A 25,874-nucleotide genomic window follows, 5' to 3' on the forward strand; every position below is an offset into this window, starting at 1 on the left:
ACCATGAACCGGCTCACGCCAGCCTCCGACGGCACCCCGCTCCGCGGGGTGCCGTCCGGAGGCCCGGCCCCAGGCGACGTCCTCAGTGACCTGCTCCGCCGCTCGGCCAAGGGCGACCAGCAGGCCTTCGCGCAGCTCTACGACGCGACGTCCGCGCGGGTCTACGGCCTGGCCGTCCGCGTGGTCCGAGACCCCGCCCAGGCCGAGGAGGTCGCCCAGGAGGCGTTCCTCGAGGTCTGGCGGACGGCGTCCCGGTTCGACTCGGACCGCGGGAGTGCCCTCTCCTGGCTGATGACCATCTGCCACCGCAAGGCGGTCGACCGGGTCCGCTCGGCCGAGGCCTCCTCGCGGCGCGACACCTCGTACAACCAGCACAACCAGGCGATCGACCACGACACGACCGCCGACGCGGCCCAGGCCTCCATGGAGGCGCGACGGGTCCGCGACGCACTGACAGGGCTCACCGAGGTCCAGCGCGAGGCGATCGAGCTCGCGTACTTCGGGGGCTACACGCACACAGAAGTCGCCGGCATGCTCGACCTCCCGGTCGGGACGGCGAAGACACGTATCCGCGACGGCCTCATCCGCCTGCGCGACAAGATGGGGGTGGGGTCATGAGCGTCGACATCCACGCGCTCTCCGGCGCGTACGCCGTCGGCGCCGTCGACGAGCTCGAACGAGCCAGCTTCGAGCGGCACCTGTCCGGCTGCGCGTCCTGCCGGGCCGAGGTCGACTCGCTCCGCGAGACCGCCGCGCGGCTCACCGAGACCGTCGCCGTCGAGCCGCCCGCCTCGCTGCGCGACTCCGTCCTCGCCGACATCCAGACCGTGCGTCCGCTGCCGCCGCTGGTCGCGAACGCGGCCGAACGAGGTCGCGCGACGCGGCGCCGATTTCCGGTTCTGGTCGCAGCGGCTGCTGCACTGATCGCGTTCGGCGCCGTCGGTACGACCATCTGGCACCCCTGGTCCGACGACACGTCGCAGAGCCCGCAGCTCAGCGCGAGCGAGCAGATCCTCCAGGCGAAGGACGCCGAGGAGGTCGTCGTCCCGATCGAGGGTGGCGGGTCCGCGACCGTCGTCCGCTCGAAGTCGCTCAACCGTGCGGTCATGCAGGCCACCGACATGCCCGCCGCACCGTCCGGCCACGACTACGCGCTGTGGCTGCAGCACGACGACACCATGGTCGCGGCCGGTCACATGGCCGGCGGGACCGGCGCGGTCATCCTCGAGGGCGACCCCGCCAGCGCCTCCGGCTTCGGCATCACCGTCGAGCAGGCCGGCACCGACCCGAGCGAGCCCAGCGACCAGGTCGTCGCGGTGGTCCCGTTCGAGAACGCGTGATGACGCGACGGATCGCGGTCGTCGGGTCTGGCGTCGCGGGTCTCACCGCGGCCTACGTCGCCTCCCGCACGGCCCACGTGACGCTGTACGAGGCCGACGAGCGGCTCGGCGGGCACGCCGACACGCACGTCGTCCCCGAGCACCGGGGCGGTGAGCAGCACGAGCTGCGCATCGACACCGGCTTCATCGTGCACAACCCGCGCACCTACCCGGTGCTGCTCCGGCTCTTCGCCGAGCTCGGCGTGGCCACGCAGGCCTCGGAGATGTCGATGTCGATCAAGGACGACGACAGCCGGCTCGAGTGGGCCGGCGCGCTCGGCCGCCGTGGGCTGTTCCCCACCTCGGCCAACCTGCGCAAGCCCCGCTACCTCGCCATGCTCGCCGAGATCCCGCTGTTCCACCGCCGCGCCAGGGCGCTCCTCGCGCAGGAGTCCGACACCCGGACGCTGCGCGAGTTCCTCGACGACGGTCGCTTCTCGGCGTACTTCGTCCGCCACTTCATGGAGCCCCTCGTGGCGTGCGTGTGGTCGTGCGACCCCGCGGTGTCGCTCGACTACCCGGCCCGCTACCTGTTCCGGTTCCTCGAGCACCACGGCATGCTCGGCGTCTTCGGCTCGCCGCAGTGGCGCACCGTCACCGGCGGCTCGCGCTCCTACGTCGACCGGGTCGCGGCCGCGCTGCAGGAGGTCCGCACCGGCACGAAGGTGACGTCGGTGCTCGAGACCGCCACCGGCGTCGAGGTCACCGACGGCAACGGCGCGGTCGCGACGTACGACGCCGTCGTGGTCGCCGCCCACCCGGGCCAGGCCCTCTCGCTGCTCGCCGACCCGACGCCGCTGCAACGCGAGCTGCTGGCGGCGATGCCGTACTCCCCCAACACCGCGCTCCTGCACACCGACGCCTCGCTGCTCCCCGACGCCGACGACGCGCGCGCCAGCTGGAACTTCCGGCGCCGCACGCGCGAGGAGGGCATCACCGTCACCTACGACCTCACCCGCCTCCAGCGTCTCGACACCGACGTCCGCTACCTCGTGACGCTCGGCGGCGAGGACCTCGTCGACCCCGCCACCGTGCTCGCCCGGCGCGAGTACGAGCACCCGCTCTACAACCCGGCCTCGGTCGCCGCCCAGGCGCGGCTCCCGGAGATCGACACCGACCGGCTGGTCTTCGCCGGCGCCTACCACGGCTGGGGCTTCCACGAGGACGGCGCGCGCTCCGGCCTGGCCGCCGCCGAGCGCCTCGGTCTCACCTGGCCCGAGGCCGAGGCCGAGTCCGCGAGCGAGCCCGCGATCGCGACCGGCACCTACGACACCACGATCAGCCACACCCGCCGCGCGCCGTTCCAGCGCCGCTTCACCCACCGCTCGCACACGTGGGTCGTCGACCTCGACGACCTGCCCGACCACGGCGTCCTGGCCCGGTTCGAGGCGCGCGACCACCTCGGGGTCCCGGACGCCTCGATCCGCGACAACGTGGTGGCGTTCCTGCGCCGGCACGACGTCGAGATCGGCGCCGGCAAGGTGTTCCTGGCCGCCCACCCGCGGGCGTTCGGCTACTGCTTCAACCCCATCAGCGTGTTCTGGTGCCACGACGAGAGCGGCGAGCGGGTGGCCACCCTGGTGGAGGTCCACAACACCTACGGCGATCGCCACGCCTACCTCGTGCACACCGACGAGAAGGGCCGGGCCACCACGCCCAAGGCGATGTACGTCTCGCCGTTCCACGGCACCGACGGCACCTACCACCTCACCGTCCCGCCGCCCACCGACCGGCTGCACGTCGTCGTGGAGCTGCACACCGAGGACTCGCCGCGGTTCAGCGCCTCGATGACCGGCGCCCGCTCCAGCACCAGCCCGCTCCGTGCGGCCCCCGCAGCGTTGCGGGGCTCGCTCCTCATCCGCGCCCACGGCATCGTGCTGTGGCTGCGTCGCCTGCCGGTGCGCCCGCGCCCGGCCCACTCCCAAGAAGGTGTGTCGTGACCGTTGCTCCCGAGCGCGTCGCCGCCAACCACTGGCCCGGACTCGACGTCGTCCCGTCCGGCCCCCGCGCAGCATTCTCCGCGAAGGTCGCCCGGCGGCTCTTCCACGCCGCCATCGGCCGCCTCGACGTCACCGTGGTCGAGGGCGAGACGTCGTTCGGCCGCGGCGGTCCGACCATGGTCATCACCCGGCCCGAGGAGTTCTTCGCCCGGATCGGCCGGCACCAGCTGATCGGGTTCGGTGAGGCCTACCTCACCGGCGCCTGGGACGCCGAGGACCTCGGCGGCTTCCTGGGCGTCCTCGCGGCCGAGATGCAGCACCTGGTGCCGGAGAGCCTGCAGAGGCTGCGCTCAGTCGTCGTCAAGCGTCCGCCGCGGCGCCAGCGGAGCAGCACCAAGAACTCGCGCAACAACATCGCGCACCACTACGACCTCTCCAACGACCTGTTCGAGCTGTTCCTCGACCCGACGCTGAGCTACTCCAGCGCCCTGTACGCCGGCGACCCCGCCACCGCGACGGCGGCCGACCTGGAAGCGGCCCAGGGTCGCAAGATCGAGCGGCTCCTCGACCAGGCCGGTGTCGGCGAGGGCACCCGGCTCCTCGAGATCGGGTCGGGCTGGGGCGAGCTGTGCATCCGCGCCGCCCGGCGCGGAGCCACCGTCACCTCGATCACCCTGTCGACCGAGCAGCAGGCGCTCGGCCGGGAGCGAGTGGCCGCCGCCGCCCGCGAGCAGGGGTTCAGCAGCGACCAGGTCAGCATCGAGCTCTGCGACTACCGCGACGTCGACGGCTCCTACGACGCCGTCGTCTCGGTCGAGATGATCGAGGCCGTCGGCTGGCAGTACTGGCCGACGTACTTCCAGACCATCGACCGGGTGCTCGCGCCTGGTGGCAGGGTGGCGATCCAGGCGATCACCATGCCGCACGACCGGATGCTGGCGACCCGCAACACCTACACCTGGATCCACAAGTACATCTTCCCGGGCGGCTTCCTGCCGTCGGTGCGCGTGCTCGACGAGATCACGCGCGAGCACAGCTCCCTGCGGATGGCCGAGCCGTTCTCCCTGGGCCAGCACTACGCGCAGACCCTGCGGCTCTGGGACCAGGCGTTCCTCGCCGCGCAGCGGCAGGTGCTCGACCTCGGCTTCGACGAGACGTTCCTGCGGATGTGGCACTTCTACCTCGAGTACAGCCGTGCCGGCTTCGCCTCCGGCTACATCGACGTCAACCAGCTCACCTTCACCCGGGACGACGCATGACGACCGACCGCACCCTGGTCGTGGAGACCGGTCCCGCCCGTGTCGGGACCCCGGGCGTCGCCCAGCGGATCGCGGACGCCGTGGCGCCGTTCGTCGGCGGCGAGCTGCCGGTGCGGCTGCGCGCCTGGGACGGCTCGGAGGCCGGCTCGCCCGACGGCCCGCTCGTCGTCCTGCACTCCGTGGACGCCGTCCGCCGGCTGCTGTGGCACCCGAACGAGCTCGGCGCCGCGCAGGCCTACGTGACCGGGGAGCTCGACGTCCCCGAGCAGGACGGCTGGGACCTCGACCGGGCCCTCACCCACGCCTTCGCCGTCGCTCACGAGCGCGGCCTGTCGGGGACCCGCCCCTCGCCGTCCGCCGTCGTCCGGGCGGTGCGCACCGCGCTCGACCTCAAGGCACTCGGCCGCCCGCCGGCCGCACCGGCGTCGCAGGCGAACATCAAGGGTCGGCTGCACAGCGCGCTGCGCGACCGCCGCGCGATCAGCCACCACTACGACCTCTCCAACGAGTTCTACTCCCTGATCCTCGAGCCGAACATGGCCTACTCCTCGGGCTACCACTCCTCGCCCGGGCAGCCGCTCGAGGAGGCGCAGGCCGCCAAGCTGTCGCTGGTCTGCACCAAGCTCGGGCTCACCGAGGGCTCCACGCTCCTCGACGTCGGCTGCGGCTGGGGCTCGATGTCGCTGCACGCCGCCGAGCACTTCGGCGCGCGCGTCGTCGGCGTCACCATCGCCGCCGAGCAGAAGCGGTTCATCGACGAGCGGATCCGCGAGCGCGGCCTGGCGGACCGGGTCAAGATCCGGCTCCAGGACTACCGCGAGGTGCCCGAGCGCGACCACTTCGACGCCGTCTCCTCGATCGAGATGGGCGAGCACGTCGGTCAGCGGAACTACCCGACGTACGCCGCGGTGCTGCGCCGCTCGGTGAAGCCGGGCGGTCGGGTGCTGGTGCAGCAGATGTCGCGCAGCGGGAAGTGGCCCGGCGGCGGCCCGTTCATCGAGTCGTTCATCGCCCCGGACATGTACATGCGCCCGGTCGGCGAGACCGTCGCGATGCTGGAGTCCGGCGGCCTCGAGGTCCGCGACGTCCACGCGCTGCGCGAGCACTACGTGCTCACCGTCGCGGGCTGGCTCGAGCGCTTCGAGGCCAACATCGACCGGCTCACCGAGCTGGTGGGCGAGGAGGTCGTGCGGGTCTGGCGTCTCTACCTCGTCGGCGGCTCGATGGCCTTCCGCGACGGCCGGATGGGGGTCGACCAGATCCTGATGGTCCGCCCCGGCGGGCCGCACACGCTGCCGCTGGTCCGGGAGTGGTGAGCGGGTCGCCTCGTATGGCCCTCCCCGCGCAATTGCCGCGATCTGGCCACTTCTCAGCGCGAGAACTGGCCCATTCGCGGCAATTGCACGCTCAGGACCCCCGCCCCGCCGGCCCGACGGATCGCCACCGGACCACCCCCGGGCCGCCACCGGGCTGCCACCCAGCCGACCCATGCCCGAGGATCGAGTCGTGAACGCCCATGCATAGCGTCCTGGCCCTGGCGGTCGCCCTCGCGGCGGTCGTCCTCGGCATGACCGTCACCGCGATCCGGATCCGGCAGCTCGACAAGGCCGCCGTCGTCGACATCGCGTGGGGGGCCGGGTTCGTGCTGGTCGCCGTCGCGACCGCCGTCCTCGGCACCGTCGTCGACGAGGGTGAGGCGTGGCGCCGGTGGCTGCTGGTCGCCATGGTCGCGGCGTGGGGTGGTCGCCTGGCCTGGCACGTCCGGGGCCGCGCGGTCGGCGAGCACCAGGGCAAGGAGGACCCCCGGTACGCCGAGATGCTCGGCGGGTCGGTGTCCGAGGTCGGCATGGGCACCGTCGTGCGCCGCGTGCTGGTGACCCAGGGGACGGCGCAGTGGTTCGTCGCCGCTCCCGTCGCGGTCGCGGCCGTGCTCGACGCCCCGTGGTGGCCGGCCGTCGTCGCCGGCGTCCTCGTCTACGGCGTCGGCCTCTTCTTCGAGGTCGTCGGCGACCGCCAGCTCGCCGCTTACAAGGCGAGGCCGCGCGACCAGCGGCCGCAGGTGATGGAGACCGGCCTGTGGGCCTGGACCCGCCACCCCAACTACTTCGGCGACGCCACCGTCTGGTGGGGCCTCTGGCTGGTCGCCGGACTCGGGTCCGGCTGGGTCCCCGGGCTCGCGACCGTGCTGTGCCCGCTCGCGATGACGCTGTTCATCCGCAACGTCACCGGCGCCAAGCTGCTCGAGAAGACGATGATGAAGCGGCCCGGCTTCCCCGAGTACGCCGAGCGCGTGCCGATGTTCTTCCCGCGCCCGCCCCGGCGATGACCTGGTCGGTCCTGGTCGTCGACGCCGACACCGACGAGGTGCTGGTGGCGGAGACGCCGGACGCCGTCCTGCGCACCGCGAGCGTCGCCAAGGTGCTGCTGCTCTCGGCGCTGGCCGAGGCGCTCGAGGCCGGGGCCGTGGCGGCGTCCGAGCTGCTCGAGCGCTCGGTCACGGCCCGGGTCGCCGACTCCGGCCTGTGGCACCGGCTCGACGTCACCGCGCTCCCGGTCGGCGACGTCGCCACCCTGGTCGGCACGGTCAGCGACAACTGGGCCACGAACGTGCTGGTCGAGCGGCTCGGCCTCGACGTCGTGCAGGCCGTCGGGCCGCGCGAGGGGCTCCGCTCGACGCAGCTGTGGGACGTCGTCCGCGACGACCGCGACCCCGCCCACCCGCCCACGCTCAGCACCGGCACGGCGACCGAGTGGGTCTCGGTGCTGACCCGTCTGCACCGGGGCACCTGGGTGTCACCGGCGGTGTCGGCCCGGGTGCTCGGCTGGCTCGCCGGCGGTGCCGACCACTCGATGGTCGTCGGGGCCCTCGACCTCGACCCGCTCGTCGTCTCCGACGGCCCGGTGCGGGTGGTCAGCAAGACCGGCACCGACGACGGCGTCCGGTGCGACGTCGGCCTCGCGACCGGCCCGGGCCGGACCGCGGCGTACGCCGTGCTCGCCAACGACGGCGACGTCAGCGCGACGCTCGCCCGGATGCGTGGGCTCGGCGAGCGGCTGCGGGCCTGGGTGGCGTGAGCGGGAGCGGTCCCGCGCGACTCACGTCGGGCGACGACGTCGACCGCCGACGCCAGGCGGACGTCGCAGGGCTGCGCCGCCGGCTCAGCCGGGGGTGCTCCGGACCTGGCGGGCGCGGTACCAGCGCTCGCCCTCGCCGACCAGGGTGAGGATCACCGCGATCCCGATCGCGCTGACCAGGATCTGGCCGGTGCCGAGGATCGGGTCGACGGCGTTGACGACGAGGTAGCAGACCACCATGCCGAGCCCGATGGCGAGCGGGGTGCCCCGGTGGGAGCTGGTCGCGAACCCTCGCTCGCGCCGGATCATGCCGTGCACCAGGCTGGCGGCGATGGCGAGCGTCGTCACCACCGACACCACCGCGCCGGACGGGTCACCGTCGCGCCAGTCGGGCACGGCCCAGACCAGGGTCCAGGCCACGAGCGCGACCGTGCACCCGATCGCGGACGGACTGCGCAGCACCGACCAGGTGGCCCGTCGCGCGGTGAGGGGCGGGTCGGAGACGGTCATGGGGTCATCCTGCGTCACGACCCGTCCGGACGGAACCCTCGGAGACGATGCAGCAGGCCGCGCCACAGGGGTCCGACCACGAGCAGGGCGACCAGCCCCACGAGCAGCATCAGCACCCCGCCGACCGTCGCGAAGCCGTGCGGGTCGCCGTCGCCGTACCCCGGCTCGCCGGGACCGGGCGACCGGGCGGAGGCGACCACGAGCCAGACGGCCAGCGCGCACCACAGGGCGACGAGCGCGGTCAGGACGCCGCAGACCCAGACCGCGACCCGCAGGCCGCGGTGCCGCCGTGGCTCACCCACCGCCCGAGCCGTCGCCTGGGCCGCCCCGACCGCCGCCCCGGTCGCCCTCGCCGGGGTGCTTGGCCAGGGTGGCTGTCGGCGGCGGGCCGGGGTCGGTCTCGGCGTCCACCGAGCCGCGCAGGTCGGGGCCCTTCTTGTCGGGTTCGAGCACGATCTCGTGGGTGTCGCCGTCGCGGCCGTCGAAGCGGACGACGACGGTCTCGAACCCCTTGTGCCGCTGCATCTGCGCATACATCGCGTAGGCGCGGCGGTCGGCCTCGGTCAGGTCGACGGAGTCGGTGAACGGCGTCAGCAGCGCCCGCGGCCACAGCTTGCGGGCCAGGACGACGTTCACCTCGACGCCGAGGATCGCCATCACCGAGGCGATGTAGATGATGCCGATCAGGCCGAGGACGAAGCCGAACGTCTGGTTGAGCGAGCTGGGCCCGGTGAGCACGTTGGTGACGTAGAGCGTGCCGAGGTACTGCAGCAGCTGCCACAGCAGCGCGACGGTGAACGCGCCCGGCGCGGCCCGCGTGATCGCGTGGCTGCGGGCGGAGGCGAAGCGCATCAGGCCGGTGAGCACGAGCCCCACCACGACGACGTTCGCGAGCTGGATGAGGACCCGGATGGTGCCGTTGATGCCGTCGCCGAACACCTCGGTGCTGCTGCCCAGGGTCGAGGCGATCGAGATCCCCAGCACCGCCAGCCCGGCGAACATGAGCAGCAGCAGGCTCTTGAGCCGCAGCAGGAACGGGTTGGGGCGGCTGTTGCGCGGGATCGCCCAGGCCGTCGCCATCAGGTTCTGGATCGCCTGGCCGAGCCCGAGGGCGCCGTAGAGCGCGGCGAGAGCACCGGCGACGACGGCGCCGGTGGATCCCTGCAGGCCCTGCGGCCGGCCGAGCTCCTCGCCGACGATCGGGAACTGCCGCAGGGCGGAGTTCAGCACCTGGTCCTGGAGCTCCGGGTTGCCCTGCAGGAAGAAGCCGAAGATCGACGAGGCGAGCAGCAGCAGCGGGAACGTCGCGATGAACGCGTAGTAGGTGACGGTCGCGGCGAGGTAGTTGCCCTGGTCGTCGAAGAACTTGTAGATCACCGCCAGCGGGAAGCCGACGGCGGTGAAGCGTCGCTGCGTGCGGTCCACCCCGCCGACGACACCCATGGCGAGAACCTATCCGTCGGCGCCGCGCGGGGGACGATCCGCGCTGCACGCACGTCGCCGTTGCGCGGTCGAGGGCGACGCCCACCACCTCGTGACGGCGTCCCCGATCCGTGCAATTGCCGCGGATTGGCCAGTTCTCGACCCGGAAGCTGCCCACACGTCGGCAATTGCACGGATCGGGACGGGGCGAGCCTCAGTAGCTCTTGGGCAGGCCCAGCGAGTGCATGGCGACGAAGTTCAGGATCATCTCGCGGCTGACCGGGGCGATCCGGCCGGCGCGGGTGGCGACGAGGAGGCCCGCCATGCCGTACTCCTGGCTGATGCCGTAGCCGCCGTGGGTCTGCACCGCGCGGTCGACGGCGTCGCAGGCGGCCTCGGCTGCGGCGTACTTGGCCATGTTGGCGGCCTCGCCGGCGGCCATCTCGTCGCCGGCGTCGTAGAGGGCGGCCGCCTTCTGGGTCATCAGCCGGGCCATCTCGATCTCGATGTGGCTCTGGGCGAGGGGGTGCGCGACGGCCTGGTGGGCGCCGATCGGGGTCTGGAAGACGGTGCGCTCCTTGGCGTAGGCCGTCGCCCTCTCCAGCGCGTAGCGGGCCAGGCCGGTGCTGAAGGAGGCCGCCATGATCCGCTCGGGGTTGAGGCCGGCGAAGAGCTGCACCAGTCCGCCGTTCTCGTCGCCGACGAGCGCGTCGGCGGGGAGCCGGACGTCGTCGAGGAAGACCTGGAACTGCCGCTCGGGGCTGACGATCTCCATCGGGATCGGCGTGTGCTCGAGGCCCTCGGCGTCGGTCGGGACGACGAACAGGCACGGCTTGAGCTTCCCGGTCCGCGCGTCCTCCGTGCGGGCGACGACCAGCACGTTGTCGGCCTCGTCGACGCCGGAGATCCAGATCTTCTGCCCCTTCAGCACCCACCCGTCGCCGTCGCGGCGCGCGGTGGTGGTGATGTTGTGGGTGTTGGTGCCGGCGTCCGGCTCGGTGATGGCGAAGGCCATCGTGCCGGTGCCGTCGCACAGCCCGGGCAGCCACCTCCGCTTCTGCTCGTCGGTGCCGAAGCGGCTGATGACGGTGCCGCAGATCGCGGGGCTGACGACCATCAGCAGCAGCGGGCAGCCCTGGGCGGCGAGCTCCTCGCACACGGCCGCGATGTCGCCGATGCCGCCGCCCCCACCGCCGTGCTCCTCGGGGATGTTGATGCCGAGGTAGCCGTTCCGGCCGATCTCGAGCCACAGCTCGGTCGTCTTCTCCCCCGCCCGGGCCCTCTCGGTGAACCACTCGCGGCCGTAGCTGGCGGCCAGCTTCGCGACCTGCTTGCGGAGCTCCTGGCGCTCCTCGGACTCGGTGAAAGCGACCTGACCGGTGCTCATGACCCATCTCCTCCTGACGCCGTCTCCACGACGGCGAGAACCTCACCGGCGGCGACCTGCGCACCGGCCTCGACGTTGATCTCCGCGACGGTGCCGCTGGTGGGCGCCTTCACGGTGTGCTGCATCTTCATGGCCTCGAGGACCAGGACGGCGTCACCGGCAGCCACCTGCTGACCGGCCTCGACGGCGACCCGGACGACGGTGCCCGGCATCGGCGCGAGCAGGCTGCCGCTGGCCACCGCGTCGGCGGGGTCGACGAACCGCGGGACGACGTGCAGCCGGGTGTGCCCGCCGGGACCGTCGACGTCGACCGCCCCCGTCCCCCCCGTCACCGTCGCCCCCGTCACCGCGACCGCGTACGTCGCCCGCACGCCGTCGGTCTCCAGCGTCACGGCGTCCGGGCCGGCCGCCACGACGACGAACCCGTCGACCCGGTAGCCGTCGCGGCCGCCGTACCACTCGACGACCTGCTCGCCGGGGTGGTCCGTGCCGGGCGTGGTGGCGAAGGTCGTGCGCTGCGGCTGGCTGACGACGTTGCGCCAGCCGACCGGGATGCCGTGCTGGACGACGCGGGAGAGCCGGGCGCGCTCGGCCAGGGCCACCGCGGCCGCGACCGGGGCGCCCGGGTCACCGACCAGTCCCACCGCGAGCGGGCGCTCGCCGAGGAACGCGGTGCTGACCTCGCCGGCGAGGAACGACTCGTCGCGCAGCACGGCGACCAGCTGGTCGCGGTTGGTCGTCACCCCGTGGATGCGCGCCCGGGCCAGCGCCGAGGCGAGCTTGCGGGCGGCCTGCTCGCGGGTCGCCGCGTGCGCGATCACCTTGGCCAGCATCGCGTCGTAGTGGGTGGAGACCTCGCTGCCGGACTCGAAGCCGGTGTCGACCCGCACGCCGCCGTCGGTCGGCACCTCGAACGCCGTCAGCCGGCCGCTCTGGGGCTGGTAGCCGGCGGCGGGGTCCTCGGCGTAGAGCCGGGCCTCGATGGCGTGGCCGACCGGTGCCGAGTCGTCGAGACCCGGTGCGTGGTGGTGCACGACACGCCCCTCGGCGACCGCGAGCTGGAGCTCGACCAGGTCGACGCCGCGCACCATCTCGGTGACGGGGTGCTCGACCTGGAGCCGGGTGTTCATCTCGAGGAACCAGAAGGTGTCCTGGTCGCCGTCGTAGAGGAACTCGACGGTGCCGGCGCCCAGGTAGTCGATCGCGGCGGCCGCGGCCCGGCCGGCGGCGTGCAGCGCGTCGCGGGTGGCGTCGGAGAGCCCCGGGGCCGGCGCCTCCTCGACGACCTTCTGGTGCCGGCGCTGCAGCGAGCAGTCACGCTCGCCGAGCACGATGACCCCGTCGTCGGTGCCGAGCACCTGCACCTCCACGTGGCGCCCGCGCTCGACGTACGGCTCGACGAAGACGGTGCCGTCGCCGAAGGCCGACTCCGCCTCGGCGCGGGCCTGCTCGACCTCGGTGGCCAGCGCGGCCAGCGACCGGACGACGCGCATCCCGCGTCCCCCGCCGCCGGCGCTGGCCTTCACGAGCAGCGGCAGGTCCGCCTCGGTCGGCTCCGTCGGCGCCTCGAGCACCGGGACGCCGGCGGCGGCCATGATCCGCTTGGCCTGGATCTTGGAGCCCATCTGCTCCATCGACTCCGGCGACGGGCCGACCCAGGTCAGCCCGACCGCGGCGACGGCGCGCGCGAAGTCGGCGTTCTCCGAGAGGAACCCGTAGCCCGGGTGGACGGCGTCCGCCCCGGCCCGCTTGGCCGCCTCGATCACCAGGTCGGCGCGCAGGTAGGTGTCGGCCGGGCTGGTGCCCGGCAGCCGGACGACGTGGTCGGCCTCGCGGACGTAGGGCAGGTCGGCGTCGGCGTCGGAGTGGATCGCGACGGTCTCGATGCCGAGCCGGCGGCAGGTGCGGAACACCCGGCTGGCGATCTCGGCCCGGTTGGCGACGAGCAGGCGGGAGATCATCGCGCTCACATCCTGAAGACGCCGAAGCGGTCGGTGCCCGCGTACGGCTTGTTCTCGATCACGGACAGGCAGATGCCCAGGACGGTGCGGGTGTCGCGGGGGTCGATGACGCCGTCGTCGTAGAGCATCCCGGACAGGAAGTACGGCAGCGACTGCTCCTCGATCTGGGCCTCGACCATCGCCTTGGTGCCGGCGAAGCCGTCGGCGTCGAAGGTCGTGCCCCGCGACTCCGCCGAGGTGCGCGCCACGATCTCGAGGACGCCGGCCAGCTGGGCCGGGCCCATCACGGCGGACTTCGCGCTCGGCCAGGTGAAGAGGAACCGCGGGTCGAAGGCGCGGCCGTTCATGCCGTAGTTGCCGGCGCCGTAGGAGGCGCCCATCACCACCGTCAGGTGCGGGACGGTGGAGTTGCTGATCGCGTTGATCATCATCGCGCCGTGCTTGATGATCCCGCCCTGCTCGTACTCCGCTCCGACCATGTAGCCGGTCGTGTTGTGCAGGAACAGCAGCGGTGTGTCGGTCTGGTTGGCCAGCTGCACGAACTGGGTCGCCTTCTGGGCCTCCTCGCTGAACAGCACGCCCTGGGCGTTCGCGAGGATCCCGATCGGGCGGCCGTGCAGGCGAGCCCAGCCGGTGACGAGCGAGGTGCCGTAGAGCGGCTTGAACTCGTCGAACGCCCTGCCCTCGCCGCCCCGGACGCCGTCGACCAGGCGGGCCACCACCTCGCGCGGGTCGAACGGCTCCTTGAGGTCGCTCGGGATGAGGTCGAGCAGGCCGTCGGGGTCGGCGTCGGGCTCGGCGTAGGAGCCGGGGGTCGGGGGCGCGGTCGCCCTGCGCCAGTTGAGCCGGGCCACGATCCGTCGTCCGACCCGGATGGCGTCGCGCTCGTCGTCGGCGAGGTAGTCGGCCAGACCGGAGGTGCGCGCGTGCATCTCCGCGCCACCGAGCGACTCGTCGTCGGAGTCCTCGCCGGTCGCCATCTTCACCAGCGGCGGACCGCCGAGGAAGACCTTGGCCCGGCCCCTGACCATCACGGTGTAGTCGCTCATCCCCGGCACGTAGGCGCCGCCGGCGGTCGAGTTGCCGAAGACGAGCGCGATCGTCGGCTCCTTGCGGGCGCTGGCCCGGGTGAGGTCGCGGAACAGCTTGCCGCCGGGGATGAAGATCTCCTTCTGCGTCGGCAGGTCGGCGCCGCCGGACTCGACCAGCGAGACCGTCGGGAGGCCGTTCTCCTCGGCGATCTGCGCGGCCCGGAACACCTTCTTCGTCGTCCAGGGGTTGCTCGCCCCGCCCTTCACCGACGGGTCGTTGGCGGTGATCATGCACTCCACGCCCTCGATGACGCCGATGCCGGTGACGACGCTGGCGCCGACGGTGAAGTCGGAGCCCCAGCCGGCCAGCGGCGACAGCTCGAGGAAGGCCGAGCCCTCGTCGACGAGCAGCTCGATCCGCTCGCGGGGCATCAGCTTGCCGCGGTCGTGGTGGCGCTGGACGCTGCGCTCGCCGCCGCCGGCGACCGCCCGGGCGTGCTCCATCTCGAGGTCGGCGAGCTTCTCGAGCATCGCCTCCCGGTGGCTGGGCCCGTGGGCGGTGGTCATGCCGGGTCCTGCGTCGGGCTCTCGAGGACCGCCCTCATCCGCTCGAGGGTGGTGCGCATGCCGGTGACGTTGGTGCGCCCCCGCAGGCGCCCGAGCAGCAGCCAGTACAGGCGCATCGGGAGCGCCGGCTGGAGCCGGAAGTACTCCGTGATCCGGGTGCCGCCGTCCTCGGCGTCGAGCCGGTAGCCCCAGTTGTTGACCGAGACCGCGTCCGTGCCGACGGAGAACTCGAAGACCCGCTCCGGCTCGCACACCGTCACCCGGCACGGCGACCAGTACGTCGGGCCGACGCCGTTGCGCTTCACGTGACCGGCGAACGTCGCGCCGACCTCGGGTCCGGTCGAGCCCCTGGTCCACCTCGCCTCGAAGGTCTCCGGCGAGAACTCCCCGATCCGGGTCACGTCGCTCACCAACGCCCACACCTCGGCGACCGGGGCGTCGACGTGGAGGCTCACCTCGTCACCCATCGGCCGGAGCAGCTTCACCACGGTAGGTCCTCTCGTCGGCGGTGCGGGTCGGTGTGCGGTTCGGTGTGCGGTTCGGTGTGCGGATCGGTGTGCAGGTCGGTGTGCGGGTCGGTCTGCAGGTCGCCCGGGACGGTGCGGGACCGACGACCGGCTCGTGCGCCGGGCGGGCGCACCGCCCCAGCCGTGCTCACAACAGGCCCTCCTGCACCTGGACGTGCCGCGACCGGACCCACTCGCCGAGGCCCTTGGCCTGCGGGTCGAAACGCGTGGAGGCGGCGACCCCGTCACCGAGGAGGCCGCGCAGGACGACGTTGACGGCGCCGAGGTGCGGGAGCACGTAGACGTCGATCGCGTCGTCGGGCAGCGCGGCCGCCTCGGGCACGAGCTCGCGCACCCGGTGCGGCGTGACCAGCTTGGTGAGCCAGGTGACGCGGTCGGCGTACGCCGGCGAGCCGTCGTGCGCGACCCAGAGCCCGAGGTTGGCGTCGCCGCCCTTGTCGCCGGAGCGGGCGTGCACGAAGGTGCCGAGCGGCAGCCGCCGGGTGATCGTGTCGGCCGGCGCGGGGTACGGCGAGGGCCGGCGGCCGGCGTGGTCGACGCCCCCGTCGGGGTCGGCCAGCCCGGGCGGGTCGGGCACGACCTCGCGGCGTCCGTCGGAGTGGACGACGGTGTGCTCGACGTGCGCGCGGTCGACGTAGGCCGGCCGGTAGACGCCGTACGGCGTGGGCGGGCCGGGCGGCGAGGTCATCGTGAAGCCCGGGTAGGAGCCGAGGGCGAGCTCGACGAGCGGGCCGGTGAACGCCTTGCCGACCGGCCCGGCGTCGGCGTCCTTGACCGTGCACCGCAGCAGGCAGGAGGCGCCCTCCTCGGTGTCGGCGTCGACGGCGGGCAGGGCGGTGCGGGTCCAGGTCACCGAGGACGCCGTCAGCACGCCGTCCAGCTGGGCGCGGACCCAGTCGGCCTTGGCGTCGACGTCGAGGCCGGTGAGCACCAGCTCCATCGTGTTGCGGTGGCCGCCCAGGGTGTTGACGCAGACCTTCAGCCGCGCCGGCGGGGGCGCACCGCGCACGCCGGTGACGGCGACCCGGTCGGGGCCGACCTGCTCGAGCCGCACGGTGTCGAGCCGGGTGGTGACGTCGGGGCCGAGGTAATGCGTCGACTGGATCTCGTAGACCAGCTGGGCGGTCACGGTGTCGACGGTGACCGCGCCGCCGGTGCCGTCGTGCTTGGTCACCACGCACGACCCGTCGGCCGCGATCTCGGCGAGCGGGAAGCCCAGCGGCCGGTCGAGCGACCCGGCCGGGAGGTCGAGGAAGCCGGAGAAGTTGCCGCCGGTGGCCTGGGTGCCGCACTCGAGGACGTGCCCGGCCACGACGGCGCCGGCCAGCTCGTCGTACGAGGTGGGCGTCCAGCCGTGGTGGGCGACGGCCGGGCCGACGACCAGCGAGGCGTCGGTGACCCGGCCGGTGACGACGACGTCGGCGCCGGCGCCGAGCGCGGCGGCGATGCCGAACCCACCCAGGTAGGCGTTGGCGGTGAGCGCGCCGTCGAGGCCGAGCTCGTCCGCGCGCGGACGGAGGTCGTCGCCCTCGACGTGGGCGACCACGGGGTCGAGGCCGAGCCCGCGGGCGACCTCGCGGAGCCGGTCGGCGAGGCCGGCCGGGTTCAGCCCGCCGGCGTTGCTGACGATCCGGACGCCGCGCTCGAGCGCGAGGCCGAGGCACTCCTCCACCTGGCGGACGAAGGTGCGCGCGTAGCCGAGGCGCGGGTCCCTCATCGTGTCCTTGCCGAGGATCAGCATGGTCAGCTCGGCGAGGTAGTCGCCGGTGAGGACGTCGAGGCCGGCCCCGTCCGCCGAGCCGCCCTCGAGCATCTCGCGCATCGCGGAGAGCCGGTCGCCGTAGAAGCCGGAGCAGTTGCCGATCCGCAGCGGCGCGGTCACCGGCCGGCCTCCCGGCCGGGGCCGGGCGGCCCGGCGAAGCACTGCGCGACGTCGAGCCAGGCGTCGGCGCCCGGGCCGACCGCGACGAGGTCGGTGTCGGCGCGGTGCACCCGCTGGGTCACGAGGCGGCAGAAGTCGTGGGCAGGTCCGCTCACCCGCTCCGGGGCGTCCTCGGGCCCCCAGGCCCAGGTCTCGCCGCTCGGCGCGACGAGCTCGACCCGCACGTCGGCGTCGGGCACGTCGATCCCGTGGGTCGCGAACGCGAAGCCGCGGGTGCGCACGCCGAGGTGGGCGACGTGCCGGATGCGGTCGGTGACCTCCGGTGCGACACCGAGGGCGTCGTACACGTCGAGCGCGTGCGCCCAGGTCTCCATGAACCGCGCGGTGACCATGGACGCCGGCGCCATCGGCGGTCCGAACCACGGCATCCTCACGCCGTCTGGGACGGCGCGCAGCGCCTCGGCCAGCCCGGCACGGGCGCCGTCCCAGCGGGCGAGCAGGTCCTCGGGCGCCAGCGCGGCGATCTCGAGGGCGCCGGCGTCGACGAACCCGGTCGGGTCCTCGATCGCGGCGAGCACCAGCGCGTCCCACGACTCCTGGTCGTCGTGGGCGCGGGCGGCGCGGGTGGCGGCCTCGTCGGTCCAGAGCAGGTGGGCGACCTGGGCGGCGACGCTCCAGCCGGGTGCGGGGGTGCTGGTGGCCCACCCGGCCCCGTCGAGGTCGGCTACGACGGCGCGCAGCCGGTCGCCCTCGGCCGTCAGGTCGGCCAGCAGCTCGTCGAGCAGGGTCATCGGTGCTCCTCCAGCCGCGCGTCGAGGACGCCGGCCCACTCGTCGAGGATCCGGCCGCGGCGCCGGGCGTCGTCGCTGATGGTGGTGGCCAGGCCGAGGCCGCGCACCAGGTCGAGGGTCGCCTGCACGAGCTCGCGGACGCCGAGCTGCGACTCGTCGGCGCCGAGCGCCTCGACCACGAGCCGGTGCGCCTCGCGCCCGACCCGCTGCTCGAGCGGCGCCACGGCGGCGAGCAGCGTCTCGTCGGTGCGGGCGGCCACCCACAGCTCGAGGGCGGCGAAGAAGACCGGCGAGGCGAAGTGCTCGCCGAGCACCTGGAGCACCGCGCGGGTGCGGCGGGCGCCGGTCGGCAGCCGCGTCGCGGCCGCCGCCAGCTCGGCACCCCGGACGACGGTCAGGTGCTCGACGGCAGCGACCACCAGGTCGTTCTTGGTCGGGAAGTGGTGCAGCTGCGCCCCCCGGCTGACCCCGGCCCGCTCGGAGACCAGCGTGGTCGACGTCCCGGCGAAGCCGCGCTCGACGAGGCACTCGACGGTGGCCTCCAGCAGCCGCGCGCGCATCGCGCGGGTGCGCTCCTCCTGGGGGACCCGCTGCGGCGTCGACGTCGGCACGTCGACGACGATGCCGCACGCACGAACAAACAGTCAACCCTGACTTTAACTGAGCAGGGTCGTGCCGGCCGCCGGTCGCCTCCGCTGGTCGAGCCGCCTCCGGTGGGTCGAACCGCCTCCGTTGGGTCGAGCCGCCCCCGCTGGTCGAGCCGCGGGGACGTAGTCACCGCGAGTCGAGACCCCCGCCGTCACAACTCCACACGGGCAAGGTCTCGACTCGGCTCGCTGACGCTCACCGGCTCGACCAACGGTGGGGCCCTCCGCTGGGTCGAACCGCCTCGGTTGGTCGAGCCACTTCCGCTGGTCGAGCCGCGGGGACGTAGTCACCGCGAGTCGAGACCCCCGCCGTCACAACCCCACACACGGGCGAGGTCTCGACTCGGCTCGCTGACGCTCACCGGCTCGACCAATGGTGGGGCCCCTCCGCTGCTCGAGCCGCCTCCGCTGGTCGAGCCGCGGGGACGTAGTCACCGCGAGTCGAGACCCCCGCCGGCACAACCCCACACACGGGCAAGGTCTCGACTCGGCTCGCTGACGCTCACCGGCTCGACCAACGGTGCGGCCCCTCCCCTGCTCGAGCCGCCTGCGCTGCTCGAGCCGCCACCGCTGGGTCGAACCGCCTCCGTTGGTCGAGCCGCGGGGACGACGTCACCGCGAGTCGAGACCCCCGCCGCCACAACCACACACACGGGCGAGGTCTCGACTCGGCTCGCTGACGCTCACCGGCTCGACCAACGGTGCGGCCCTCCGCTGGTCGAGCCGCGAGGACGAAGTCACCGCGAGTCGAGACCCCCGCCGTCACAACCCCACACACAGGCGAGGTCTCGACTCGGCTCGCTGACGCTCACCGGCTCGACCAACGGTGGGGCCCCTCCGCTGCTCGAGCCACCTCCGCCGGGTCGAGCCGCCCCCGTTGGTCGAGCCGCGGGGACGTAGTCACCGCGAGTCGAGACCCCCGGGGCTCGAGCCCACGCGCGGGTCTCGAACACGAGGGAGACGGGGTGCGTCCGTCACGCCTCGTCGGGCACGTAGGCGGGCCCGACCATCATCAGGTCGAACTCGATCGCGCGCAGCGTCGTCCGGTCGCGGTTGACCGGGAACATCCCGGTGGTCTGGAAGCCGGCGGCCTCGTAGACCTCGAGCATCTCGGCCAGGCGGGGCATGCCGTCGTAGATCGGCACCATCGCGACCTCCGACTGGAGGCCGAGCAGCTGCTGCACCTTGTCGCCGGCGCCGCGGAAGGTCTCGAGGTCGTAGCCCTGCGTGTCCATCTTGAGGAACGGGCGCGGCTCGTCGAGGCCGGCCATCACGTCGTCCCAGAGGTCGGCGAGCCGGTGGATCCTGATCTCCTCGACGGTGGTCTTGCCGAGGTTCTCGGCCCAGTCGCGCCCGAACTCGCTCGCCGGCAGCAGCGAGCTGAGCGGACCCGGGGTCATGTTGATCTCGGCGGTGCCGTCCTCGTCACCGAGCGCGCAGTCGACGACGCGCCAGTCGGGGTCGTCGGCCGAGAGCTCGCGGAGCCGCTCGACCAGGTGCGCGACCGGCTCGAAGCTGACGATGCGGCCGGTGTAGCCGTTGCGGCGCAGGCTCTTGGCGTACTGGCCCTTGTTGCCGCCGACGTCGAGGACGACGTTCGCCCCGACCGCCCGGAGCAGCCACGCGGAGTGCTCGCGACCGAGGAACTCGGCGACCGCACGCTCGAAGCGGCCCTGGCGGGTCCGCGCCGAGCGCGGCTGGTAGACGATGCTCGCCTCCACCTCCGGCGGCCCGAGCTGGCGCACCCGACGCCGGGAACCGGGGCGGACGAGCAGCCAGGCGTCGTCGTCGACGCGCTGCGGCGTCCAGGTCGCGATGTCCTGATCCATGCGGCCACCCTAGGGGGGTGGTCTCAGGCGCCGGGCCACGTGGTGGCGCCGGTCCCAGCCGCCGGTGCACCACAGCGCCCAGACCACGAGCAGCGGCTGGAAGAGGAGCCGCACCACCCGGCCGGTCGTGGTGTCGAGCCCGAAGGACGGCGAGCCGTGGACCGCCTGCCACACGTTGCCGGGGAACACGGCGACGAAGAACACCGCGACCACGACGCCCAGGACCGCGAGCCGGTCGCCCCGCAGCGCCAGCAGCGCCGCGCCCAGCACCAGCTCGACCACGCCCGAGACGAGCACGATCTCCTCGCGCAGCGGCAGGAACGTCGGCACCTGGCCGAGGAACTCCTCGGCGATCGCGAAGTGCGCGACGCCCGCGACCAGCAGGACGGCCGCGAGCAGCACCCGGGCAGCCGTCCGGACGGCGCTCACCGCCGCACCTCGCGCTCGAGCGCCTCCTCGGTGGCGATCCGCAGGTCGAGCCCGGCGACCACGTGGCTCAGCCCGCGGTGCTGCTCGGTGCGCCAGGCCGCGGCGACCTGGGCCACCGCGAGCAGCCCCAGCCCGACGAGGGCCGCGACGGCCCAGCCGCCACCGGCCACCAGCACCGCCGCCAGAGCGAACGCCGGGGTGGCGCCGGCGGCGAGCTTGACCAGCCGCCGGGGGTACGGCGACCCGTCGGCGCGGCCCGCGGGCGGCACCGCCCGGACCGCGACCACGTGCTCGCCGATCGTCCGACCCACCGCGAGCACCGAGACCGCCTGGACGACGTACGGGACGCCGATCAGCACGACGGTGCGGACCCCGGCGTCGTGGTCACCGGATCCGTGCACGGTGATGCCGCGGTAGACCGCCGCGGCCGCGCCGCCGAGGAGCACCGAGAAGATGACGTCGCTCGCGAGCCCGACCAGCCGGCGACCGAGGCTGACCGTGCTCGGCAGGGGCGGGGTGGTGTCGTCGCGACGGTCGAGGACGACGTACGAGAGCAGCGAGCCGCACACCGCGCCGAGGGTGTTGACGATGAGGTCGTCGACGTCGAAGAGCCGGTAGGGGCAGTCGTAGAGGTGCCAGACGCCGGTGTCCTGGGTGACCTCGATGAGCAGCGACGTCGCGAGGCCGACCAGGGCCGCGGTGACGACGCCGCGCCGCACGATGACGCGCAGGTAGTAGCCCAACGGCACGAAGAGCAGCACGTTGAGCGCGACCTGGCCGACCTGGAAGGTGTGGTCGGCGGCGCCGACGTCGGTCCAGATCCTGCTGATCGACCCGAGCGGCTCGAGCTGGCGTCCCAGGCACCGGTAGCTGTCGGCGGCCGGCATCGGCAGCAGCGTGTAGGTCCACAGCGAGAGCCCGTAGACCGCGCCGGACAGCAGCACCGCGAGGTCCTTCGGCTGCAGCTTGCCGTCGAGCCGGTACTGGTACGCCGCGGTCGGCACCAGCAGCACGACCGCCACCACCGACCCGAGCACGATCGCCACGAGTGCGTTGGTCGCCTGGTCCCCCACCGGCCGAACCCTACGGCCGCAACCGGGCCACCGTCGCGACCACGAAGGGGTGGTCGGACACCTTCTCCTCGCGCGCCGAGGCATCGGAGTGGTAGCCGTTGAACTCGACGCCGGCGCCGAGGACCCAGTCGATCGCGGCGTCGCCGGGCGGGCGGCAGGTCCCGCGCCGGTGCGACCCGCCGTTGGCCGCGACCAGGAGGCCGCCCTCCGCCAGGGCGCAGAAGGCCTCCTCCTCGGCGTTCAGGTCGCCGACGAGCAGCACCGCGCGGCCCTTCGCGCGCTCGGCCTCGACGAACGCGCGCTCGCGGGCCATCGCCTCGGCCCGGTTGTCGCCGGCCTCGCCGCGCACGTCGGCGGGGTTGTGCACGTTGACCACGGTGACGACGTCGCCGGTCGACCGCACCCGCAGCACGACGACCGGCATCTCGCGCAGGTTGTCGTAGAAGTACGGGATGGTGAGCGTCGTCCGCTCCAGCACCGCGAGCCTCGAGCGCCGCCACACCACCGCGTTGTCGAGGTCGCCGAAGTAGCCGAACCGGTCGCCCAGCCGCCGCTGCAGCACCGCAGACTGCCGCGCCTGCAGCTCCTGGAGGCCGAGGACGTCGGGCCGGAAGGTCCGGATCCGCTCCAGCATGCCGCCGATCCGCTCCGCCGCCGGCGGGTAGTACTCGGCCGCCCCACCCCCCGGCGAGGTGTGGCTGGCGCCCAGCACGTTGAACGTCGCCACGGTGAGCAGCCGTCGCTGCGGCAGGTCCGCGGCGTCCGGGCCCGCCGTCGTCGGCTCGGCCCCGCCGCCGTCCGGTGGCTCCTCGCCCCCGCCGTCGCACCCGGCGAGCAGCAGCACGGCCGCCACGACCGACGCCACCGTCCGCCTCAGCCCGCCCCGCCGTCCCGTCACCCGGGCAACCTACGTGAGGGCTGCGCCGTGGACCGGGGACCCGGTCCGGGATTTCCCCGGTCGACCGGGGAAGTCTGAACCTGGGGGCCGATATCCCGGCCGACAAGTTCAGGGATCCCCGGTCGACCGGGGAAATCCCGCCCGCCAGGATCCGCCACGCCGACACTCAGCGGTAGGTCAGCAGGCCGCCGTCGAGGTGGGGGTGCTCGTTGAAGGTGAGCAACCGCGGACCCGAGGAGCCGACGACGACGCGGGTGATCGAGGTGTTGACCGTGACGGTGTTGAAGCGCTGCCACAGGCGGGCAGCCGTAGGCGGGTCGGCGTCGGGGTCGACCAGGGCGGCGCAGGCGACGGCGATCGCACCGCCCGAGGTCACCACCACCGTCGTCCGACCGGAGCCGGACGTCGCCGCGGCGCGGTCGAGCGCGCCGCGGACGCGGCCGACGAAGCCGGCGTAGGTCTCGTCGTAGCTGCCGTCGCCGGCGGCCCAGCGCTCCGTCGCCCGCTCGAACAACCGCTGGAAGGCCCGGCGATCGTGCCGGACGTCGCCCTCCACCTCGTAGGCGCCGGGGGCGCCGGGGGCGCCGGGGGCGCCGGGGGTGCCGAGGAACCCGGCGATGATGCCGAGGTGGTCGAACTCGTTCCAGGCGGGGTCCTCGACGACGTCGGCGGCGGTCCAGCCGGCCCGCTCGCTCATCGCCCCGAGGGTCTCGCGGTGGCGCCGCATGTCGCCGCGCACCAGCGCGGTCGGGGCCGCCTCGTGCTCGGCGAACCAGCCGCCGAGCCGGCGTCCCTGCTCCCACCCGTTCTCGGAGAGGACGTCGTAGTCGTCGGTGCCGAACGACGCCTGGCCGTGACGCACCAGCAGGACGACGCCCATCAGGCCGCCCCGTCCGACGCCGAGCCGACCAGCGACCGGCAGCGACCCTCGAGGTAGGCGACGGCGCCGCCGAGGTGGGCGAACGCCTCGTTGGTCGTCTGCCGGTGCACGTAGCGGTACCAGATCTGCTGGATGATCACGGCGAGCCGGAAGAGGCCGAACACCTCGTAGAAGCGCCACTGCCCGGCGTCGACGTCGCGGCCGGTGCGCTCGGCGTACGCGGCGACGACCTCGGCGCGCGTCCACATGCCGGGGGCGGCGGTGGGCTGGCGGCGGAACATCTGGAAGACCTCGTCGTCGTCGGCCTGCACCCAGTAGGCGAGCGCGCCGCCGAGGTCCATCAGCGGGTCGCCGACGGTCGCCATCTCCCAGTCGAGGACGCCGACGACGGCGAGCGAGTCCTGGTCGAGGACCAGGTTGTCGAGGCGGAAGTCGTTGTGGACCAGGACCTGGCCGACGTCGCGCGGCTGACGCTCGTCGAGCCAGGCGACGACCGAGCCCCAGTCGCCGGTGTCGTCGGTGCGGGCGTCGGCGAACCGCCTCGTCCAGCCGCCGACCTGGCGCGCGACGTACCCGTCGCCCCTGCTCAACGCGGCCAGCGCGGGGACGGCGGCGACGTCGACGTCGTGCAGCGCGACCAGGACGTCGAGCGCGTCGCCACAGAGGGCCGAGGCGGCGGCCGGCGTCACCTCCACCTGGAAGTCCTTGCGCGGGATGAGTCCGTCGACCTTCTCCATCACGTAGAACTCCGAGCCGATCACGGCGGGGTCGGTGCAGAGCCCGACCATCGCCGGCACGAACGGGAAGACCGGCGCCAGCGCCTGCTGGACGTCGTGCTCGCGACCCATGTCGTGCGCGCCGCGGGCCTTCGCCCCGGCGGGCGGACGACGCAGGATCAGGTCCGGCGCGCCGGCCGCGTCGTCGTACCGCAGCAGGTAGGTGAGGTTGGACGCGCCGCCGGCGAACTGCCGCACCTCCGCGATCGGGCCGCGACCGATCCAGGCCGCCACCGCGTCGACGTCGAAGGCGTCCTCGTCACGGACCGGCCTGGCCGGGTTGCCGTCGACCGGTCCCGTCACCGGCTGGCCCCGTGCTTGCCGAGCTCGAGGCGCGCGACGACGCCGCGGTGCACCTCGTCGGGTCCGTCGGCCAGGCGCAGCGAGCGCGCCGCCGTCCAGGCCCCGGCCAGCGGGTGGTCGTCGGAGAGCCCGCCGCCGCCGTGCAGCTGGATCGCCATGTCGATGACCTCCTGCGCCATCCGGGGGGCGGCCACCTTGATCTGCGCGACCTCGCTGAGCGCGTCGAGCGGGCCGCCCCGGTCGAGCTTCCACGCGGCGTGCAGCACGAGGAGGCGCGTCGAGTCGATGGCGATCCGGGCCTCGGCGATCCGCTCGCGGTTGCCGCCGAGGTTCGCGAGCGGCTTGCCGAACGCCGTCCGCTCCAGCGAGCGGCGGCAGGCCAGCTCGAGCGCCTTCTCGGCGAGCCCGATCAGACGCATGCAGTGGTGCACGCGGCCGGGGCCGAGCCGACCCTGGGCGATCGAGAACGCCTCGCCCGGCCCGCCGATGATGTTGGCCAGCGGCACCCGCACGTCGGTGAAGGAGACCTCGCCGTGGCCGAGCGGCTCGTCGTGGAAGCCCATCGTCGACAGCATCCGCTCGATCGTCACGCCGGGGGCGTCGCGCGGGACGAGCACCATCGAGTGCCGGTGGTGCCGGTCGGCGTCGGGATCGGTCAGGCCCATGAACACGAAGATCCGGCAGTCGGGGTGCCCGACCCCGGTCGACCACCACTTGCGGCCGTTGATGACGACCTCGTCGCCGTCGACGACGGCGGTGGCCTCCATCGTGGTGGCGTCGGAGGACGCGACGCCCGGCTCGGTCATCGTGAACGCCGACCGGATCCGGCCCTCGAGCAGCGGCTCGAGCCACTCGGCGCGCTGCGCGTCGGTGCCGTAGCGCAGCAGCACCTCCATGTTGCCGGTGTCGGGGGCGTTGCAGTTGAGGACGATCGGCGCGATCGCCGACCGGCCGGTGAGCTCGGCGATCGGCGCGTAGTCGACGTTCGTGAGGCCCTCGCCGCCGTCGGTGCCGAACCGGACGGCGTACTCGCCGGCGTGCTCGCGGGGCAGGAAGAGGTTCCACAGCCCGCGCTCGCGTGCCTTCGCCTTCAGCTCCTCCAGCACGGGCAGGGGCTCCCACGGGCTGCCCAGCGAGGGGTCGAGCCGCCGGGCGGCGAGCTCACGGTGGTAGTCGACCTCGACCGGCTCCACCTCCTCGGCGAGGAACGCGCGGACGCGCTCGGTGAGGTCGGCGGCACGGGGCGAGGGGGCGAAGTCCACGTCCGGCACGGTAACGGGCGGCGCCCCGTCACGGGAGGCCCCCGTG

General features: G+C 73.5%; 24 protein-coding genes. 7 read left to right on the forward strand and 17 right to left on the reverse strand.

Annotated elements, in window-relative coordinates; genetic code table 11:
* Positions 1–3 precede the first annotated feature (3 nt).
* The 7 genes from sigK to E4623_RS19040 all read left to right on the forward strand — a co-directional run bounded on the left by sigK (position 4) and on the right by E4623_RS19040 (position 7,653).
* Complete coding sequence (sigK, locus tag E4623_RS19010) at positions 4–618, forward strand: ECF RNA polymerase sigma factor SigK (protein ID WP_134768156.1); 615 nt, start codon at positions 4–6, stop codon at positions 616–618.
* Complete coding sequence (locus tag E4623_RS19015) at positions 615–1,340, forward strand: anti-sigma factor (protein ID WP_134768157.1); 726 nt, start codon at positions 615–617, stop codon at positions 1,338–1,340. Before sigK ends, E4623_RS19015 begins: the two co-directional genes overlap by 4 nt.
* Positions 1,340–3,319, forward strand: a complete 1,980-nt coding sequence (locus E4623_RS19020) for an FAD-dependent oxidoreductase (RefSeq protein WP_134768158.1) — start codon at positions 1,340–1,342, stop codon at positions 3,317–3,319. Before E4623_RS19015 ends, E4623_RS19020 begins: the two co-directional genes overlap by 1 nt.
* Positions 3,316–4,578 (forward strand): cyclopropane-fatty-acyl-phospholipid synthase family protein, encoded by a 1,263-nt coding sequence (locus E4623_RS19025; RefSeq protein ID WP_134768159.1) that lies wholly within the window; start codon positions 3,316–3,318, stop codon positions 4,576–4,578. The genes E4623_RS19020 and E4623_RS19025 overlap by 4 nt, the downstream gene beginning before the upstream one ends.
* On the forward strand, positions 4,575–5,894 hold the full coding sequence (locus E4623_RS19030; protein WP_134768160.1) for a cyclopropane-fatty-acyl-phospholipid synthase family protein: 1,320 nt from the start codon (positions 4,575–4,577) through the stop codon (positions 5,892–5,894). Before E4623_RS19025 ends, E4623_RS19030 begins: the two co-directional genes overlap by 4 nt.
* Positions 5,895–6,094: 200 nt before the next feature.
* Positions 6,095–6,904: a DUF1295 domain-containing protein gene (locus tag E4623_RS19035; protein ID WP_134768161.1), complete on the forward strand. Its 810-nt coding sequence runs from the start codon at positions 6,095–6,097 to the stop codon at positions 6,902–6,904.
* Complete coding sequence (locus tag E4623_RS19040; RefSeq protein ID WP_134768162.1) at positions 6,901–7,653, forward strand: serine hydrolase; 753 nt, start codon at positions 6,901–6,903, stop codon at positions 7,651–7,653. Before E4623_RS19035 ends, E4623_RS19040 begins: the two co-directional genes overlap by 4 nt.
* Positions 7,654–7,737: 84 nt before the next feature.
* Here the strand turns inward: E4623_RS19040 and E4623_RS19045 are convergent, their stop codons facing one another.
* The 17 genes from E4623_RS19045 to E4623_RS19125 all read right to left on the reverse strand — a co-directional run bounded on the left by E4623_RS19045 (position 7,738) and on the right by E4623_RS19125 (position 25,828).
* Complete coding sequence (locus E4623_RS19045) at positions 7,738–8,163, reverse strand: hypothetical protein (RefSeq protein WP_134768163.1); 426 nt, start codon at positions 8,161–8,163, stop codon at positions 7,738–7,740.
* A 14-nt stretch (positions 8,164–8,177) separates the two neighbouring features.
* Complete coding sequence (locus E4623_RS19050; protein ID WP_134768164.1) at positions 8,178–8,465, reverse strand: hypothetical protein; 288 nt, start codon at positions 8,463–8,465, stop codon at positions 8,178–8,180.
* Complete coding sequence (locus E4623_RS19055; protein WP_209020770.1) at positions 8,458–9,606, reverse strand: YihY/virulence factor BrkB family protein; 1,149 nt, start codon at positions 9,604–9,606, stop codon at positions 8,458–8,460. Before E4623_RS19055 ends, E4623_RS19050 begins: the two co-directional genes overlap by 8 nt.
* A 193-nt stretch (positions 9,607–9,799) precedes the next feature.
* Complete coding sequence (locus E4623_RS19060; RefSeq protein ID WP_134768165.1) at positions 9,800–10,972, reverse strand: acyl-CoA dehydrogenase family protein; 1,173 nt, start codon at positions 10,970–10,972, stop codon at positions 9,800–9,802.
* A complete protein-coding gene (locus tag E4623_RS19065; protein WP_134768166.1) occupies positions 10,969–12,933 on the reverse strand; it encodes a biotin carboxylase N-terminal domain-containing protein in 1,965 nt (654 codons plus the stop codon). The genes E4623_RS19060 and E4623_RS19065 overlap by 4 nt, the downstream gene beginning before the upstream one ends.
* A 5-nt stretch (positions 12,934–12,938) precedes the next feature.
* A complete protein-coding gene (locus tag E4623_RS19070) occupies positions 12,939–14,531 on the reverse strand; it encodes an acyl-CoA carboxylase subunit beta (RefSeq protein ID WP_134768167.1) in 1,593 nt (530 codons plus the stop codon).
* The gene (locus E4623_RS19075; RefSeq protein ID WP_245155173.1) at positions 14,528–15,019 is read right to left on the reverse strand and encodes an SRPBCC family protein; all 492 of its coding nucleotides are present in this window, start codon (positions 15,017–15,019) and stop codon (positions 14,528–14,530) included. The genes E4623_RS19070 and E4623_RS19075 overlap by 4 nt, the downstream gene beginning before the upstream one ends.
* 166 nt (positions 15,020–15,185) lie before the next feature.
* Complete coding sequence (locus E4623_RS19080; protein WP_209020771.1) at positions 15,186–16,940, reverse strand: acyclic terpene utilization AtuA family protein; 1,755 nt, start codon at positions 16,938–16,940, stop codon at positions 15,186–15,188.
* Complete coding sequence (locus E4623_RS19085; RefSeq protein ID WP_134768168.1) at positions 16,937–17,731, reverse strand: TIGR03084 family metal-binding protein; 795 nt, start codon at positions 17,729–17,731, stop codon at positions 16,937–16,939. The genes E4623_RS19080 and E4623_RS19085 overlap by 4 nt, the downstream gene beginning before the upstream one ends.
* A complete protein-coding gene (locus E4623_RS19090; RefSeq protein WP_348537301.1) occupies positions 17,728–18,342 on the reverse strand; it encodes a TetR/AcrR family transcriptional regulator in 615 nt (204 codons plus the stop codon). Before E4623_RS19090 ends, E4623_RS19085 begins: the two co-directional genes overlap by 4 nt.
* Before the next feature lie 1,010 nt (positions 18,343–19,352).
* On the reverse strand, positions 19,353–20,207 hold the full coding sequence (locus E4623_RS19095; protein ID WP_134768169.1) for an FkbM family methyltransferase: 855 nt from the start codon (positions 20,205–20,207) through the stop codon (positions 19,353–19,355).
* A 9-nt stretch (positions 20,208–20,216) separates the two neighbouring features.
* Positions 20,217–20,636, reverse strand: coding sequence for a hypothetical protein (locus E4623_RS19100; RefSeq protein ID WP_134768170.1), 420 nt, complete (start codon positions 20,634–20,636; stop codon positions 20,217–20,219).
* Positions 20,633–21,709, reverse strand: coding sequence for a VanZ family protein (locus tag E4623_RS19105; RefSeq protein ID WP_167736761.1), 1,077 nt, complete (start codon positions 21,707–21,709; stop codon positions 20,633–20,635). Before E4623_RS19105 ends, E4623_RS19100 begins: the two co-directional genes overlap by 4 nt.
* Before the next feature lie 10 nt (positions 21,710–21,719).
* On the reverse strand, positions 21,720–22,607 hold the full coding sequence (locus E4623_RS19110) for an endonuclease/exonuclease/phosphatase family protein (protein ID WP_134768172.1): 888 nt from the start codon (positions 22,605–22,607) through the stop codon (positions 21,720–21,722).
* Between the two features lie 166 nt (positions 22,608–22,773).
* On the reverse strand, positions 22,774–23,487 hold the full coding sequence (locus E4623_RS19115) for a histidine phosphatase family protein (protein WP_134768173.1): 714 nt from the start codon (positions 23,485–23,487) through the stop codon (positions 22,774–22,776).
* Entirely contained in the window at positions 23,487–24,566 is a 1,080-nt protein-coding gene (locus tag E4623_RS19120; protein ID WP_134768174.1) for a phosphotransferase family protein, read from the reverse strand. Before E4623_RS19120 ends, E4623_RS19115 begins: the two co-directional genes overlap by 1 nt.
* The gene (locus tag E4623_RS19125) at positions 24,563–25,828 is read right to left on the reverse strand and encodes an acyl-CoA dehydrogenase family protein (RefSeq protein ID WP_134768175.1); all 1,266 of its coding nucleotides are present in this window, start codon (positions 25,826–25,828) and stop codon (positions 24,563–24,565) included. Before E4623_RS19125 ends, E4623_RS19120 begins: the two co-directional genes overlap by 4 nt.
* Between the last annotated feature and the right edge of the window lie 46 nt (positions 25,829–25,874).

The organism is Nocardioides sp. 1609 (genome assembly GCF_004522105.1).
In the GTDB taxonomy this organism is placed as follows: Bacteria; Actinomycetota; Actinomycetes; order Propionibacteriales; family Nocardioidaceae; genus Nocardioides.